Below are 14,644 nucleotides of genomic sequence, written 5' to 3'. Positions count from 1 at the left end.
TCGCTCTCCACGTCCGGAACTCTGAGCCCTTGACCAGGTCGAGGGTCAAGCCCGGCATCGACGGCCCCACCGTGCGGGATCCGCGGCCACGGATCCATGGCCACGGATCCGCAGCCACGGATCTATGCCCACTGATCTACGGCCACGCATCCGACGCCACGGTTCCCACCAGCTTGGCCGCACGGCGCGCCCGTACGTCACCGGCTGTGATCCAGCTCGTACCGCGGAACCCCCGGCGCCTCCGCGGCGGTACGGACGCCGCTGCTCACCCAGGAGTGGCTCGACCTCGCCTTCACAGGGGCGCGGGGGCCCCTCCCTCGACCGCCCCACCGCCCCCGTGCCGCCCCGTCCACCCTCTTCCCCGGCCCTTGACCTCAAGCGGACTTGAGGTACCAGGGTGATCCGCATGAACACCGACGCCATTGCCGACATCAAGGCCATCGAACAGCTGGTGGCTACCGTCGAACGTACCCAGCGGGCCAAGGACGCCGACGGATTCCTCGCTCTCTTCCGCCCTGACGCGCTCTGGACGACCGCCCACGGCAAGGTCCTCCTGGGCCTCGACGCCATCGCCGAGTTCACCCGGGCCGTGCTGCCCCGGGCCGACTGGGACGGCGACGTCACGTACGAGGTCGTACACACGCAGTTCCTGCGGCCCGACGTCGCGGCCGTCAAGGTCCGGCAGATCTACCGCTCGGCCGAGGGCGACACGGAGGGTGCCCCGCTCTACGTCATGACGAAGCAGGACGACGGAGCCTGGCTGCTGCACGCCTGCCAGAACACCGAGGTCCGGGTCGACTGAGGTCGCAGCCGGTCCTTCGTGCCGTGGTGGGGAACGGCCTGCGGCGGTGGGCCGCCCCCCTCCGAGCACCCCGGCCGAGTCCCCTTTGTGGGTGAGCCTGCCCGGCAGTGGGGAAGCACGTCAGGCATCGGCCTTGTCGTGCGGGTCACCGGGGCGTCGTCGCAGTTCCTCGTTGATGCGCCGGGCGTCCTCGAGTTGGTCTTCCAGAATGACGATGCGGCAGGCCGCCTCGACGGAGGTCCCCTGATCGACGAGCTCGCGGGCGCGGGCCGCGATGCGCAGCTGGTAGCGGGAGTAGCGGCGGTGACCGCCTTCGGAGCGCAGCGGAGTGATCAGCCGGGCTTCGCCGATGGCTCGCAGGAACGCGGGTGTGGTGCCGAGTATCTCGGCTGCTCGCCCCATGGTGTATGCGGGGTAGTCGTCGTCGTCGATACGGTTGAGCGGTGTGTCTGCGGGCATCTGCACCTCTGGTCGGGGAACGCGTCGAGGGGCCTTGGTGCCGTACGGCACCAAGGCCCCGAGGGATTGCAACACCATCTGCCGGCTTACTGCGGTGCCGGCCTTCTGTTTCCGCACCGGCCCCCGTCGGGGGGTGGGTGCGGGGATCGCGGATGAGTGACCGTGTGACCACCTTCCGTTCCGGGGCCTGCGGTACCCGAGCGGAACGCTCCCGCCCGGGCGATCCTGATGGCGTGTGCCTCCTTCTCTCTTCCTTCTGATGAACCGGTACTGCTGGTACTGCGTACTGCTGGCGGCCCTGGTGAGCCACCCGGCCCGGCAGTCAGCGAAGGGACCCTGGGAACCGCTGGCCCCGCCACTCCACTGCCGTGCCACAACCACTGTTCTGCATGCGGGCAGTTCGTCTCTGCCACGCCTCACTGACTTCCTGGCTACACCAAGACGATAACCCCGAGGGCGGTCGGATGTCTACATCAGCCACGATAGATTTCACTCCAAGCGGGTGAACGATTTCCTGTACCCATGCCGCCTGGCGGTCGCCGTGCCGGAGACATGCGCGCCAGGTCCGCGCGGCGGAAGCGAACGAGGTGCTCGTGCCCGCGCCCGATACCCACGGTGCCGGGACCGGGACGGTGCCGGCGGCAACCAGGGCGGGCTGCACCGCGACGGCGGGGGGCTACCCCTGGCAACGACGTACAACCGCGCCACCGAGCCCGTCCCGAAGCGGGCCCGCCTCGAGGCCCGGCAAGCCCTGGGCGGCAGTTGTCCCGGCCCACTCACTTTGCAAGATCACTAACGGGCTACAGTGCCCGTTGCACGGGGGCCGGTGGCCCCACACGTACAGGAGCGGAGCGAACATGCGGGGGAAGATTCTGGTTGCCGTAGCGGCATTGGCTGCCGTCGCCCTGAGCAGCGGATGCAGCAGCGAGGCGGCGGACGACGGTGGCCTGCCGAGCGCCGACAGCATGAAGGCCGCCCACGAGTACGTCAACACGTACGCGGCCTGCGGCCCGGTGGATCCGAACTCCGAGGAGGGCAGCAAGTCGGCAGCCGCCAAGGACCCGGCCTGGTCCATCGAGGAGCGGGGCGTGTGCGAGGACGCCAGTGGTCGCACCATCACGTTGCTGCGCACCAAGGACATGGCGGCCTTTCAGCGTGCGGTGCAGCGAGAGGGTGGCCGTGGGCTGCTCGTCGGCCAGGACTTCGCGGTCGAGCCCACGGGAGACGAATCCATCGCCGCACTGTTGAAGAGCGACCTGATGTACCTCAACTGCGACCCCGACGATGAGGTTCCCAGCGGCTACGAGAAGGAAGAGGCGCTGGTCGACGGCTGCTGGCTGACGAAGTACGTGAACCTCACCTGACGCGCGTCGCGGGACCGGCGCCCGGTCCGGGGGATGCCGGCGGGGCACGGGGTGCTTCTGTGCGACCGGGCTCATCGGTAGGGGGAGAGAGCGTCCTGGTGTTCTTGGAGGGCAGGGGACATGGCGACCCGGTGTTCCTCCAGAAGATTGCGGGCCATGCGGCCGGCCGCCGGTTCCCCCTTTCCGAACGCTTCGACGATGTGCTGGGCGTGGACCGGCTTGAGGCTCTCGCCGAAGGGCGCTTCGTAGGGGTCGGTGATCGCCTCGACGAGGCAGGGGCCGTCGTGGGCCATGGCCTGCGCGAAGACCTCCGCCGCCCGCGCGGGGTCTTCGACGCGGAACGCCCGGAGCCCGCATGCCCGCGCGACGGCCTGGAAGTCGATGGGATGCAGTTCGCACCCGTACTGGGGGTTTCCCAGCAGTGCGCTCTGCTCCCACACCTCCAGGGCCAGGGAGTTGTTGTGCAGCACGACGACCTTGACGGGCAGGTTGTACTGGGCCAGTGTCGCCAGTTCGCCCATGCCCATCGACAGTGATCCGTCTCCGGTGAACGCGATCACCGGCCGGTCGGGGTGGGCGAACTGGGCTCCGATCGCGTACGGCAGGGCGGCGCCCATCGTGCAGAGCGTGCCGGAGAACGAGTAGTTCATGCCCTTGCGCAGCAGCAGCCGTCCGCCCCAGGCGGTGACGGTGCCCGCGTCGCCGGTGACGATGGCGTGGTCGGGCAGGGCCTTGGACAGTTCCCAGGTGACCACCTGCGGCCGCATGGGCGTCCCCGAGGAGGCCGCCTGCTCGCCGATCAGGTCCCACCACGCCCGGTAGCTGTCCTGGGCGCGCTGGAGGAACGCGCGGTCCTCGTTGCGTTCCAGGTGCGGCAGCAGAGCGCCCAAAATCTTCTCCGCGTGGCCGACAAGGCCCACTTCGACGGGGTAGCGCATGCCGATCCGGTCGGCGTTCAGATCGATCTGCACTCCGCGTGCCTGCCCCGGCCTCGGCCAGAAGTCGTAGTAGGGGGTGGAGGAGCCCACGATCAGGAAACCGTCGCAGTCCTCGAACGCCTCGTGGGAGGCGCGCGTTCCGATCAGTCCCATGCCGCCGGTGGTGTAGGGACTGTCGTCCGGTACGCAGTCCTTGCCCAGCCCGGCCTTGATGATCGGCGCCCCCAGCACCTCCGCGACCTGTTCCAGCGCCTCACCCGCGCCACGCGCGCCGGCGCCGGCACAGATCGCCACGCGGCGGCAGGCGTTCAGGACTTCCGCTGCGGCGACGACCTGGTCCCGTGGTGGCATCACCTCGAATCCCTGCGAGGCCAAAGAGGTGTGGCCGGGGACGTTCTTGTCCGAGACGGTGTCCTGGTCCAGGGTCCAGGACTGCACGTCGATCGGGATCGCCAGGTGCGAGGGCGTGCGGTTCATCAGCGCGCTGCGCACCGCCAGGTCGGTCGCGGTGACCGCGTGGGTGGGGCCCATGACCCGTTCGGAGAACATGCATGCCTGCTCGAACAGCCGATCGCTGGGCACATCCTGCAAGAAATGCGCGCCAACCGTGTCGTGGTAGGCCAGACCGGTGATCGCGATGACCGCGGCGCCGTCGATGCGCGCGTCGTACAGACCGTTCAGGAGGTGGATCGCGCCCGGTCCGGCGGTCGCCACGCACGCGGCGGGCCGGCCGGTGAACTTCGCGTAGCCCACGCAGGCCAGTGCCGCGTTCTCCTCATGCCGCACGTGGACGAACTTCATCTGCGGATGGGTGCGCAGCGACTCGAAGAACCCGTTGACCTGGTCCCCGCAGATGCCGAAGCAGACGTCGACACCCCAGGCCAGCAGACGCTCGATGATCAGATCGGACGTGCTCTTCTTCGCCTCGGCCTGCGCCACAGCGATCCCCTTCTCCTCCGGCTCAAGAGTCGGCTTGTCCACCAGCTCGAGAATCGGCCGGGAGCCGACCTGGAAGCCGTGTGTCCGCCTTCACCTCCCGACGCTAGGAGCTGACCTCTCCCCACGCACCCGGGCGGGCAGGTCGTCCGGGCCCGACATGCCTCCACCACGCGCCGCTCAAACCCACCCGCGAGGCTGCCCCGGGTCTCCGCCCGGACGGCCGCCGGTCTGGCGGTCTACTGCTCATGGTCCGTGGAGTGGCGGTGCCCGTGCACCCGACCGTTGGCGATGTGATCGAGTTGTTCGTCGGCGTCCCGACCGTGGAGCAGTGGTTCACGCGGGTCCCAGGTGGTGCCCTCGCGTTGGTCCCTGCGGCGGCGTGCGATGGCCGAGAGCGCTTCGAGGACGACCCGGTTGCCCAGCAGGGCGGTGACGTCGGCGTGGTCGAAGGGCGGCGCGACCTCGACGAGGTCGAGACCGACCACGGGAAGCTCGTAACACAGGCGGCGGACGGCGTCCAGCAGTTGGCGGGGGGACAGGCCGCCGGGCTCGGGGGTGCCGGTGCCCGGCGCGGAGCCCGGGTCGACGACGTCGACGTCGACGGAGAGGAATACGCCCGTGCAGTCGTCGAGGGCGATGCCGGCCGCTTCGGTGAGGCAGTCGTCGAGTCCGCGCTCGACGATCTCGGTCATCTCGAAAGAGCGGAGCCGGTGCTGCTTCATCCACGTCAGCACCGGTTCGTCGGGCCAGTAACCGCGGAGCCCGACCTGGACGAAGCGGTCACCCCGGAGAGCGCCGGACTCGATCAGCCGGCGCATCGGCGTCCCGTGGGCGACGAGGGAGCCGAACTGGATGTCGGCGGTGTCCGCGTGGGCATCGAAATGGATCATCGACACCTTGCCGAAGCCGTGATGCCTGGCGACGCCCGTATGGTCGGGCCAGGCGATGGAGTGGTCGCCTCCCAGGACGACCGGGACGGCTCCGGAGGATGCGATCTTGAACACCGCTGCTTCGATCCGCTCGACGGATCGGGCCATGTCGCCGCTGAAGACGAAGACGTCGCCGGCGTCGTACACCTTCAGGTTCTTCAGGGCGTCGACCCGAAGCGCAAGGCTGGGACGCGAGCCGTCCTGCGGGAGGTAGCACGCCTGGCGGACCGCCGATGGTCCGAAGCGGGCACCGGAGCGGTAGGTGGTGCCTCCGTCCAGGGGCGCCCCGAGAATCACGACGTCCGCGTCGGCGTAGGTGGCCGGGTCGTCCAGGTCGCAGGCGTCCACCCCCAGGAAGGTGATCCGAGGGCCGAACATGGTGAGGGGCGGGTGGGACACGGGGCGCCTCTTTCGCATGCGGGTGTTCCGTAGCCCACGACGGTATGTCAGCGCCGGTGCCGGAGCCGGTACCGCCGCGTGTCGGGGAGCGGGGCTCGCTGGCTCCGCCGCTGCTGGTCAGAAGGGGCCCGCCGCGACCGGGCGCTCGACACGGTCCAGCGCCCGCCGGCCTTGTCCACGACCTGCGTGAGGGCGTGCTGGACGGACTGTTCGTCGCTGATGTCGACGCCGCGCCGGGCGAAGCCGAGCGCACCGGCGCGAGCGATCCCGCTGTGCCGCGCCGGTGACCGGACCGTCCCTGCCTGCTCAGCCGGTCATGACAGCGGCTCGTGGTTGACCCAGATCGCCTTGTACGGGCAGCGGCCCTGCCAACGCCTGATGAGGTCGACGGCCCCCGGCATGGTGAAGGTCGCGTTCAGCGCGTCGAGATCGGCCAGACGAAGCTGCACGACGGCGCTGGCGACGGCCACGGGGGAATGGTCGTCCCCCGGAACACGGATGTGATGCCGGGCCGCGAACGACTCGACCACCCCGGAGCCAGTCACGAGCTCTTCCAACTCTTTCAAGTACTGGTCCAGAACGTCCGCAGGAATGGGATCGTCGAACGCCACGATCATCGTGTGGTGAATCATGACCCCAGTGAACAGGGGCTTTTCCCGGATGTCCAAGACCTGCCGGTTCTCGTTCGATGCCTGCCAGGAATGGATGGCGGGATACTCTTGAGCCATGGCCGACCTGGAGACACGCGAGCTGGAGTACTTCGTCGCGCTGGCCGAGGAACTGCACTTCGGTCATGCCGCGGCCCGTCTGGCGATCGCCCAGCCCGCACTGTCGAAGGCCGTCCGGCGCCTTGAGTCCCGACTCGGGGCGAAGCTGCTGGAGCGTTCGAGTCGGCACGTCGCCCTCACCCCCGCCGGCGAAGCGCTACTCCACCACGGTCGGCACGCGCTCAATTCGATCGCAGTGGCAGCCGAGAAGGCACGCCGGGCCGGCGACCAGCAGCCCCACCTGCGCCTGGTGATCAAGCCCGGCGGCGACGCGGACCTCCTGTCCGGCATCCTGGCCGCCTATGCTCGCCGACCGGACGCACGCCAGGTGGACATCCTCTTCGGCGGAGCCACCGACCGTGCCGACCACGTCCGCGACGGCAGAGCCGACGTGGCCCTGTTGTACGCGCCGTTCGATGACATGACCGGACTGGACCACGAGACGCTGTCGGTCGAGGGCCGCGTCGCGATCCTGCCGCCGGACCACCGGCTAGCCTCCCGCACCGAGCTGAGTCTGGCCGACCTGGCCCAGGAGACGCTGCCACGCTGGAAGGGGGTGCGCTGGACAGGAGCGCCCGAGGGCAGGGAGGGACCCACCGTCACGGACGCCGCGGAGGCCCTGCAGATGATCAGGCTCGGGCGGACCATCGCGCTCCTGCCCCGTTCGCTCGCCCAGCCCATGCATCCGGACCTCGTGTACCGGCCCGTGACCGATGCTCCGAACAGCGAACTCGTCCTCGCATGGTCACACACCGACCGCCGCCCCCTCGTCGCCGCCTTCGTCGCCGCCGCAGTCGAAGCGGCAGGCGATGCCCCGGCCACTGCGTGAGGGCCTCAGCAGCTGTGGGACGCCGCCGCACGAACGCGCCCCGGGGTGCTGAGCAACGCCGTGGACCCGGGTTGGGTGCCCGACGAAGAGGGGCGGGCCGGGCGCGTGCGACGACCTCGAACTCGGCCACCGTACGCAGGAGTGGCTCGCCGCCAGCGACGACCCCGAGACTCTGACCGCCGGCGGTCACTGGTACCACCGCGAGCGGATGCAGCCACACCGCGCCGTACACGACGAGGCGTTCCAGAACAGCCTTCTGCGGGCGTTGGCCGAGGAGACCGGCACTGCGCTCTGAACGGTGGGACGACTGATCGACGGCCTCGGGCCCGACCTGAGGGGATGGCCCGTCTGCAGCAGGGCGCGCCCGTCGGTCCACCTGTACGACGGGCACACCCCCATGCACGGGTTTCCGCACCAGGCTTGAGGCTCTAGAAGAACCCGAGCTTCTTCGGGCTGTAGGAACAAAGAATGTTCTTCGTCTGCTGGTAGTGCTCCAACATCATCTTGTGCGTCTCCCGGCCGATCCCCGACTGCTTGTAGCCGCCGAAGGCGGCATGCGCCGGGTACGCGTGATAGCAGTTCGTCCAGACCCTCCCCGCCTGGATCGCGCGACCCGCGCGGTAGGCGGTGTTCATGTCGCGGGTCCACACCCCGGCGCCGAGACCGTACAGGGTGTCGTTGGCGGTCCTGACCGCGTCGTCGAAGTCGGTGAAGGACGTGACCGAGACGACCGGTCCGAAGATCTCCTCCTGGAAGATCCGCATCCGGTTGTGACCCTCGAAGATCGTCGGCTGGACGTAGTAGCCACCCTTCAACTCGCCGTCGTACTCCACGCGTTCGCCGCCGGTGAGTACCTTGGCGCCCTCCTGCCGACCGATGTCCAGATAGGAGAGGATCTTCTCCAACTGGTCAGTGGACGCCTGCGCGCCGATCATCGTGTCGGTGTCCAGGGGGTGCCCCGGCTTGATCAGCTCGGTGCGGGCGACGGCGGCCTCGATGAACTCGCCGTAGGTGCCGCGCTGGATCAGTGCCCGGGACGGGCAGGTGCACACCTCGCCCTGGTTGAGTGCGAACATCGTGAAGCCCTCGAGCGCCTTGTCGCGGAAGTCGTCGTCCTGCGCCCAGACGTCGTCGAAGAAGATGTTCGGCGACTTGCCGCCGAGCTCCAGCGTGACGGGCTTGATGTTCTCCGACGCGTACTGCATGATCAGCCGCCCGGTGGTGGTCTCTCCGGTGAACGCCACCTTCGCCACCCGCGGGCTGGACGCGAGCGGCTTGCCCGCCTCCACTCCGAAGCCGTTGACGATGTTCAGGACACCGGGCGGCAGCAGGTCCGCGACCAGGCTCAGCCAGTAGTGGATCGAGGCCGGGGTCTGCTCGGCGGGTTTCAGGACCACCGCGTTGCCGGCGGCGAGCGCGGGGGCGAGCTTCCAGGTCGCCATCAGGATCGGGAAGTTCCACGGGATGATCTGGGCGACGACACCCAGCGGCTCGTGGAAGTGGTACGCCACGGTGTCGTCGTCGACCTCGCCGAGCGAGCCCTCCTGCGCGCGGATCGCGCCGGCGAAGTAGCGGAAGTGGTCGATGGCGAGCGGGATGTCGGCCGCCAGCGTCTCGCGCACCGGCTTTCCGTTCTCCCAGCTCTCGGCGACAGCGAGGCGCTCCAGGTTCGCTTCCATACGATCAGCGATCTTCAACAGGATGGAGGAACGCTCGGTCACCGAGGTGCGGCCCCAGCCCGGGGCGGCCTCGTGCGCGGCGTCGAGCGCCCGCTCCACGTCCTCCGCCGTACCGCGCGCGACCTCGGTGAACGGCTGACCGTTCACCGGGGACGGGTTCTCGAAGTACTGCCCGCGCACCGGCGGCACGTACTCGCCACCGACGAAGTGGTCGTAGCGCGACTCATAGGAGACGATCGCGCCCTCGGTGCCGGGTGCCGCGTAACGGGTCATCCTGCCTGCCTCTCTCATCGGGCACTGCCCGCCGTTGGACAGCTCTGCCCGCGAGGCTAGGGAGCGGGACGTTGCGGAGACGTTGCGTGTGCGGCGGTCACGGCCCGGGTGGTGACCTCACTCGCCGGGAGGTGTCACCACCCGTTCGGCGCCGTCAGTTCGGACTCCAACGCGGCCAGCCGGGAGCGGGCAACGGCCGTGGGCCGGATCGCGGCCAGTGCGTGCCAGATGTCGCGATCGTCCTCGCCCCACGGCGCGTGCGCCCAGTCGGCCAGCAGGTCGGGATCGCGGGAGGCGATCAGTGAGGCGCGCAGATCGTCGGCGAGCCGGCGCCTGAGCCGTGCCACCGCCGGAGCCTGGGAGCCGGGCAGCAGCGGACCGGCGTACGCCGTCGCGGCCGCCGTGACCGCGCCGGCCCGCAGACGACGCTCGACGACGGCGGCGTCGGACTCGACCGGGATCGCGAGCCGGTACGGTCGGGAGACAAGCCGGCCCGGCCCCAGCACCCCGCGCAGCCGGGCCAGTTCGGCGCGCAACGTCACCGGCGTCACCGTCTCGTCCTCGTACAGGGCGCACAGCAACTCGTCACCGGACATGCCCTCCGGGTGGTGGGCCAGCAGCACGACGATCTCGCTGTGCCGCCGGCTCAGCCGGATTCTGCGACCGTCCGCGCTCAGCAGCGCCTCGTCGCGGCCCAACGCGGTCAGCTCGGCCGCGTCGGCGCCGGGCCGCTCCGGAGTGAGCAGAGCCAGCTGGGACTCGGCGGCGCGTGCGACCGCCTGGACGAAGCCCAGACTGTGCGGATGCGCCAGCCCGTCCCCGCCGGTGATGTCCACGGCACCGAGTACCCGACCGGTGTGGGGGTCGTGCACCGGAGCCGCCGCGCACGTCCACGGCTGGACGCGCCGGATGAAGTGCTCGGCCGCGAAGACCTGAACCGGCCGGTCGACGGCCACCGCCGTGCCCGGGGCGTTCGTCCCGACGGCGGACTCCGCCCAGCGGGCACCCGGGACGAAGTTCATCCGTCCCGCCCGCCGCCGGGTGGCCGGATGCCCCTCGACCCACAGCAGTCTGCCGTGCGCGTCGCAGACCGCGAGCAGGTGCTCGCCGTCGGCGGCGAACGTGCCCATGAGTTCTCGGACCAGTGGCATCACCCGGGCCAGCGGATGTTCGGCCCGGTAGGTGCCGAGGTCACCGTCCATCAGCTCCACGCTCGCGGTGACGTCCGGGCCGACACCTGCCCGGACCGACCGCCGCCATGACTCCGCCACCACGTCACGCACGGGCCGCGGCACCGTCCCCGCCGCGGTGAACATCTCGTGCGCGCGCCGCAGGGCCCGCGCGCGTTCGGCGGGGTCCGCCCCCGGTTCCAGAGCGAGCCATGAACCGGTCAACTCGGCCTCCCCGGACGGTGCGATGCGCCTGAAGACATCGTCACTCCGCCGATACGCGCGGACAACCTCTACGACCAGCCGGATCAACCGGACGTCGCAGTACGCCTGGAGTCAGGCGAAGTTGACCAGTCTGATGTACCGGGTCCAGTCCCAGAGGGGCCCGGGGTCGGTGTGGTCGCTGCCCGGTACTTCGTGGTGACCGATGATGTGCGTGCGGTCCCGGGGAATGCCGTATCTGGCGCAGACCGCCGCGGTGAGCAGGGCCGACTGCTCGTAGAGGGCGTTGGTGAAGTACTCGGGCCGGTCCACCCACCCCTCGTGTTCGATTCCGATGCTGCGGGTGTTGTAGTCCCAGTTCCCCGCGTGCCAGGCGACGTCCGCCTCATGGACGCACTGCGCCACGTGTCCGTCGGAGGACCGGACGACGTAGTGCGCGGACACCTGCCTGGCCGGATCGCGGAAGATGGCGAGGGTGTCGGCGTACGTCTCCTGCGTGACGTGGATGACCACGTGGTCGACGGGATAGGCCGTGGGGCGGCTCGACACGGTGTAGTTGGACGTGCTCGCCGGTTGCCACTCCGCGGAGGGGTAGTCGACGGCCTGGGGACGTGCGGCGGCGTGTGTGCCGGAGAGCAGGGTGTACGGGACGGCGGCGAGCGCGGCGCCCTTCAGGAGCCGCCGCCTGGTCGGAACCGGTGTTGTCCTTTCCCTTTCCATGGGGACTGCCTTTCGTCGGTGGGGCCCCCGGCGGGGTGGGGGTGCTCGGCTGCGCGACGTGACTGAGAAGAGAGAACCGAAGAGAGAACCGCTGGCGCGGACGGAGGCCCGACGGCCCCGGTGCGACGTGCGTCCGCGCGAATCACCGTACGGCGACTGCGGGTTGCGCAGTAGAGCGCCGCGCCGTTCCGTGGACAGCCGCCGCCTTGTGGACAGAGTGCTCACTCGATCGAGTGATGAGAGCGTGGAGCGCGCGTGTGACGAGGCAGCACAGTTGGCAAATCAGCACGCTTGTTGGCAAACGATGCTGACGTCACTCCGTGGTTACTCTGTGAAGTGATCAGTTGTGATCAACTACTGCGGGGCGCCGTGCAAGGTGGTGGTCTGGTGCGGTGAATCCGAAGGCTGTCCCCCAGGTTCGTTCTGACGCGTGCGTCCTGGACGAGCTGATGTCGTCGTACAGGAGCCTGGATGAGCCCGTACGCGGCTGGTGATGCGGGATGACTGGGCGAGTCGCTGGACGGCTGCGTGGCAGATCAACGGGTCGGAGGTCGTCTGGCCGGTCCGGGATCTGGGTTCGGTGCCGGTGCTGTCGTCGAAGCCGGTTCGCGGGTTCTCGTGGAGGACGAAGCAGAGGCACCGTCCCGGGCTGGAGTTCCTGGTCTCGACGGGGCGGAAGCACGGCTTTGAATCGCTGGAGGAGAGGGCAGCCCTGCTGGCCCTGGACTTCATGACGGTGATCGAGATGCTTCCGCAGCCCTTCGCCCTCGCTTTCGAGCACGTCGACGGCCACGCTGGGCACATCCCCGACTTCCTGGCGGTGATGGGGGACGGCGGGCATTGGCTGCTGGATATCCGGCCCGTCGGACTGGTCGGCGAGCTGGACGCGGTGAAGTTCGCAGCGTCCCGTGAGGCGGCGGCCGCATGCGGCCGGCGCTACTCGGTGATCACTGGCTGGCGGCCGCACGTGCTCTCGGGGTTGGACGCGCTGTCGGCACAGCGGCGGCCGATGACGGACCAGCTGGGCTGCCAGCCGGCCCTTATCGCGGCCGCCGCCGACGGGCCGGTTGAGTTCGGGGAACTGGTACAGGCGACACGGGTGCCGGCGGTGGGCCGCGCTCATGCGGTTCATCTGCTCTGGCATCGCAGGCTCGGCTTTGACCTGGGCCGTTCGCTGGGTGATTCGTCCCTGGTCTGGCCAGCGGGCTGGACGGGGTCCCGGTGATGGCCGCACAGAGGCTGCTGGAGCTGGCGCCGGGGGTCGGGTTCCGGATCGACGGCGTCGACTGGGTCGTCGACGAGGTGGAGCCCCAGCACGGTCGCGTGGTCCTGGTCAGCGCGGAGGGCCAGACGGAGGACCGGACGGTCAGCTGGCTCATGCACCACCGTCCTGAACCTCTGGCGGAGGTCGTGGAGATGCCGGGCCGGGAGAGACGGCGGGCCCAGCCCCGGACTCTGGCGGATCTGAATCACGAGACCTGGCACGTCCTGCGCTGGACGGGACTTCCGCCGCAGGGCGAGGTCCCGGCGTTCTCGGACAAGACCGTTGAGGCCCTCATGGCCGACGTCCGTCTGCGCAAGCTCAAGGTTCTCAGCGACTCCGAGCTCCTGCCCGCCCTGCTTCAGATCCTGCGGTCGGCAGCCCCTGTCGACCAGTGGCCCACCCAGATGACCAGGAAGGAGAAGGTGTCCCGCTCACGCCTGGCCTCCCAGGGCCGGGCCGCGGCATCAGACCGCCCGCCTGCGACGGCTCCGGCAGCTGGGGAGACAAGTCCGTACGCCGACGCTCAGGAGCCGGCCGGACCGTCCTGGCCGCGGGAGGCGCGAACCGTCCAGGCCGCAGTCGACGCGGACCTGCGCCGACGGCGCGAAGACCTCGAGCAGCCTCCGAAGGCTCCTCAACTGCTGGATGACGCTCTGCGGCAGCGGAGCTTGTTCCCTGCTGCCTGATCACACTCGGCAGCAAGCCACCCATCAGCCGTGTGAACAACGCTGCGGGTCAATACACCTAGCGCCGAGCGCATCCCTCGCGCGCGCCCTCGATCACGACATCGGCCGCCCCGGGCCGGCTCCATCACTGCGGATCTCCACCACCGCCCAGAAGCGCTGGGACAGTGACGTCTTCTCCGCCCGCGGCACAACCTCCCTGCTGGCGATCTCGGCACGAATCCTGAACCTCTCCCTGTCAGAGCTCCGCCTCGAACTCAGGCGGGTCATCGCCGCGATGCCCCCACTCGACGACGCTGCATGGGGCCAGACATGGCTGAACCTACGACGCGACAGCTCACCGCTGTTCCGGCACGAAGTCCTCCAGTTACTTGACCAGCGATTCCCTCGCCCCCTTCCCACTCACGTTGCTCTGCCCGGGTTCCTGCTGATCCGCCGGCGCAGCTACTCGCCGAAAGCGATCCCCCAGTTCTCCCCGAGGAATGGGCGGAGATCATCACGGCACCGCTCGGCCACACATCAGGCCGCTCTCCCGGGAAGACCGCAATCCGCAGAGCGCTCGCAGCCCACCTCGTCCAGGCCGTCACGGGCATGTCGTTGAAAGACGCGGGAACCTATCTCGGCATCCCCCCTGCTTGGATGGCCTCTTGGGGAAGATTCCGCCCACTGGAGGAGCGCTTACACGGTCGCCGAGCCGATCTGTCCATGCTGTTCCAACGTCTTACCGATCACGTCGCTGACCAGCCGACCGAGGACTACGCCGCCCGACGGAAACGCTTCGCGAACTGGACTCTCCCCGAGTCGGACCTGCAGAGGACCGTTGAGAACTACCCCAGCAGACGCCGACTCCTCGCCCGCGGCTCCCAGAGAGGCGCTCGGATGCGCATCGGCTTCTCCGCCCTGGTCTGGTCCCAGCTCACTGGCAGTGAGTGGCGTCTGGCACCTGACCTGCAACCACTCCCCGTCGAGGGAGTCGCGATGGTCGACGCTGGAGTCATCCACCAACTCCAGGGGCGCAATCCGGACCATCAGCCCTTCTACACCTACCTCCACAACCTCCTACCGGACTACGCTGCCGAAATCCTCGGTCAGAGACATGACGTTCCCTCACCGCGGGCTGCCAACTAACCTGGGCCACTCTGCTACAAGGGGTGTGTCCAGTCCTCTGTCTGGCTCCATCCGAACGCGGATTGTGCCAAACCAGACTG

The 14,644-nt window shown here is 69.2% G+C and carries 12 protein-coding genes; 5 read left to right on the top strand and 7 right to left on the bottom strand.

What is annotated here, in order from left to right:
* Nucleotides 1–406 precede the first annotated feature (406 nt).
* Nucleotides 407–802, top strand: coding sequence for an SgcJ/EcaC family oxidoreductase (locus RM812_RS11650; protein WP_311572390.1), 396 nt, complete (start codon nucleotides 407–409; stop codon nucleotides 800–802).
* Between the two features lie 120 nt (nucleotides 803–922).
* Here the strand turns inward: RM812_RS11650 and RM812_RS11645 are convergent, their stop codons facing one another.
* Entirely contained in the window at nucleotides 923–1,261 is a 339-nt protein-coding gene (locus RM812_RS11645; protein WP_311572389.1) for a MerR family transcriptional regulator, read from the bottom strand.
* Between the two features lie 857 nt (nucleotides 1,262–2,118).
* Between RM812_RS11645 and RM812_RS11640 the strand changes: the two genes are divergently transcribed.
* On the top strand, nucleotides 2,119–2,625 hold the full coding sequence (locus tag RM812_RS11640; protein ID WP_311572388.1) for a hypothetical protein: 507 nt from the start codon (nucleotides 2,119–2,121) through the stop codon (nucleotides 2,623–2,625).
* 71 nt (nucleotides 2,626–2,696) lie between these two features.
* Here RM812_RS11640 and RM812_RS11635 read toward each other — a convergent pair whose 3' ends face one another.
* From RM812_RS11635 to RM812_RS11625, 3 genes are all read right to left on the bottom strand, one after another.
* Complete coding sequence (locus RM812_RS11635) at nucleotides 2,697–4,544, bottom strand: thiamine pyrophosphate-dependent enzyme (protein ID WP_311572387.1); 1,848 nt, start codon at nucleotides 4,542–4,544, stop codon at nucleotides 2,697–2,699.
* Nucleotides 4,545–4,738: 194 nt separating this feature from the next.
* Nucleotides 4,739–5,830 (bottom strand): agmatinase, encoded by a 1,092-nt coding sequence (gene speB / locus RM812_RS11630; protein ID WP_311572386.1) that lies wholly within the window; start codon nucleotides 5,828–5,830, stop codon nucleotides 4,739–4,741.
* Nucleotides 5,831–6,144: 314 nt separating this feature from the next.
* A complete protein-coding gene (locus RM812_RS11625; protein WP_311572385.1) occupies nucleotides 6,145–6,558 on the bottom strand; it encodes a hypothetical protein in 414 nt (137 codons plus the stop codon).
* On the opposite strand from RM812_RS11625, the gene RM812_RS11620 reads away from it, so the two are divergent.
* Nucleotides 6,557–7,426, top strand: a complete 870-nt coding sequence (locus tag RM812_RS11620; protein ID WP_311572384.1) for a LysR family transcriptional regulator — start codon at nucleotides 6,557–6,559, stop codon at nucleotides 7,424–7,426. The genes RM812_RS11625 and RM812_RS11620 overlap by 2 nt on opposite strands.
* Nucleotides 7,427–7,854: 428 nt before the next feature.
* On the opposite strand, the gene adh is transcribed toward RM812_RS11620, so the two are convergent.
* The 3 genes from adh to RM812_RS11605 all read right to left on the bottom strand — a co-directional run bounded on the left by adh (nucleotide 7,855) and on the right by RM812_RS11605 (nucleotide 11,489).
* Nucleotides 7,855–9,378 (bottom strand): aldehyde dehydrogenase, encoded by a 1,524-nt coding sequence (adh, locus tag RM812_RS11615; protein WP_311572383.1) that lies wholly within the window; start codon nucleotides 9,376–9,378, stop codon nucleotides 7,855–7,857.
* 134 nt (nucleotides 9,379–9,512) lie between these two features.
* A complete protein-coding gene (locus tag RM812_RS11610; protein WP_311572382.1) occupies nucleotides 9,513–10,772 on the bottom strand; it encodes a GAF domain-containing protein in 1,260 nt (419 codons plus the stop codon).
* A gap of 111 nt (nucleotides 10,773–10,883) precedes the next feature.
* Nucleotides 10,884–11,489, bottom strand: coding sequence for an N-acetylmuramoyl-L-alanine amidase (locus tag RM812_RS11605; RefSeq protein WP_311572381.1), 606 nt, complete (start codon nucleotides 11,487–11,489; stop codon nucleotides 10,884–10,886).
* A 493-nt stretch (nucleotides 11,490–11,982) separates the two neighbouring features.
* On the opposite strand from RM812_RS11605, the gene RM812_RS11600 reads away from it, so the two are divergent.
* Both RM812_RS11600 and RM812_RS11595 read left to right on the top strand, forming a co-directional pair.
* On the top strand, nucleotides 11,983–12,714 hold the full coding sequence (locus RM812_RS11600) for a TnsA-like heteromeric transposase endonuclease subunit (protein ID WP_311572380.1): 732 nt from the start codon (nucleotides 11,983–11,985) through the stop codon (nucleotides 12,712–12,714).
* On the top strand, nucleotides 12,714–13,439 hold the full coding sequence (locus RM812_RS11595; RefSeq protein ID WP_311572379.1) for a hypothetical protein: 726 nt from the start codon (nucleotides 12,714–12,716) through the stop codon (nucleotides 13,437–13,439). The genes RM812_RS11600 and RM812_RS11595 overlap by 1 nt, the downstream gene beginning before the upstream one ends.
* The last annotated feature ends 1,205 nt before the right edge of the window (nucleotides 13,440–14,644 follow it).

It is taken from the genome of Streptomyces lancefieldiae (genome assembly GCF_031845825.1).
Taxonomy (GTDB): domain Bacteria; phylum Actinomycetota; class Actinomycetes; order Streptomycetales; family Streptomycetaceae; genus Streptomyces; species Streptomyces lancefieldiae.
The sequence above is the reverse complement of the archived record's forward strand: the minus strand, read 5'-3'. Positions and strand labels throughout refer to the sequence as shown.

What these genes read in the sequence shown, in the direction of transcription:
- RM812_RS11605 (WP_311572381.1), bottom strand. Translation starts at nt 11,489, where the DNA reads ATGGAAAGGGAAAGGACAACACCGGTTCCGACCAGGCGGCGGCTCCTG.
- RM812_RS11645 (WP_311572389.1), bottom strand. Translation starts at nt 1,261, where the DNA reads ATGCCCGCAGACACACCGCTCAACCGTATCGACGACGACGACTACCCC.
- RM812_RS11650 (WP_311572390.1), top strand. Translation starts at nt 407, where the DNA reads ATGAACACCGACGCCATTGCCGACATCAAGGCCATCGAACAGCTGGTG.
- RM812_RS11640 (WP_311572388.1), top strand. Translation starts at nt 2,119, where the DNA reads ATGCGGGGGAAGATTCTGGTTGCCGTAGCGGCATTGGCTGCCGTCGCC.
- RM812_RS11600 (WP_311572380.1), top strand. Translation starts at nt 11,983, where the DNA reads ATGCGGGATGACTGGGCGAGTCGCTGGACGGCTGCGTGGCAGATCAAC.
- RM812_RS11620 (WP_311572384.1), top strand. Translation starts at nt 6,557, where the DNA reads ATGGCCGACCTGGAGACACGCGAGCTGGAGTACTTCGTCGCGCTGGCC.
- adh (WP_311572383.1), bottom strand. Translation starts at nt 9,378, where the DNA reads ATGACCCGTTACGCGGCACCCGGCACCGAGGGCGCGATCGTCTCCTAT.
- RM812_RS11595 (WP_311572379.1), top strand. Translation starts at nt 12,714, where the DNA reads ATGGCCGCACAGAGGCTGCTGGAGCTGGCGCCGGGGGTCGGGTTCCGG.
- RM812_RS11625 (WP_311572385.1), bottom strand. Translation starts at nt 6,558, where the DNA reads ATGGCTCAAGAGTATCCCGCCATCCATTCCTGGCAGGCATCGAACGAG.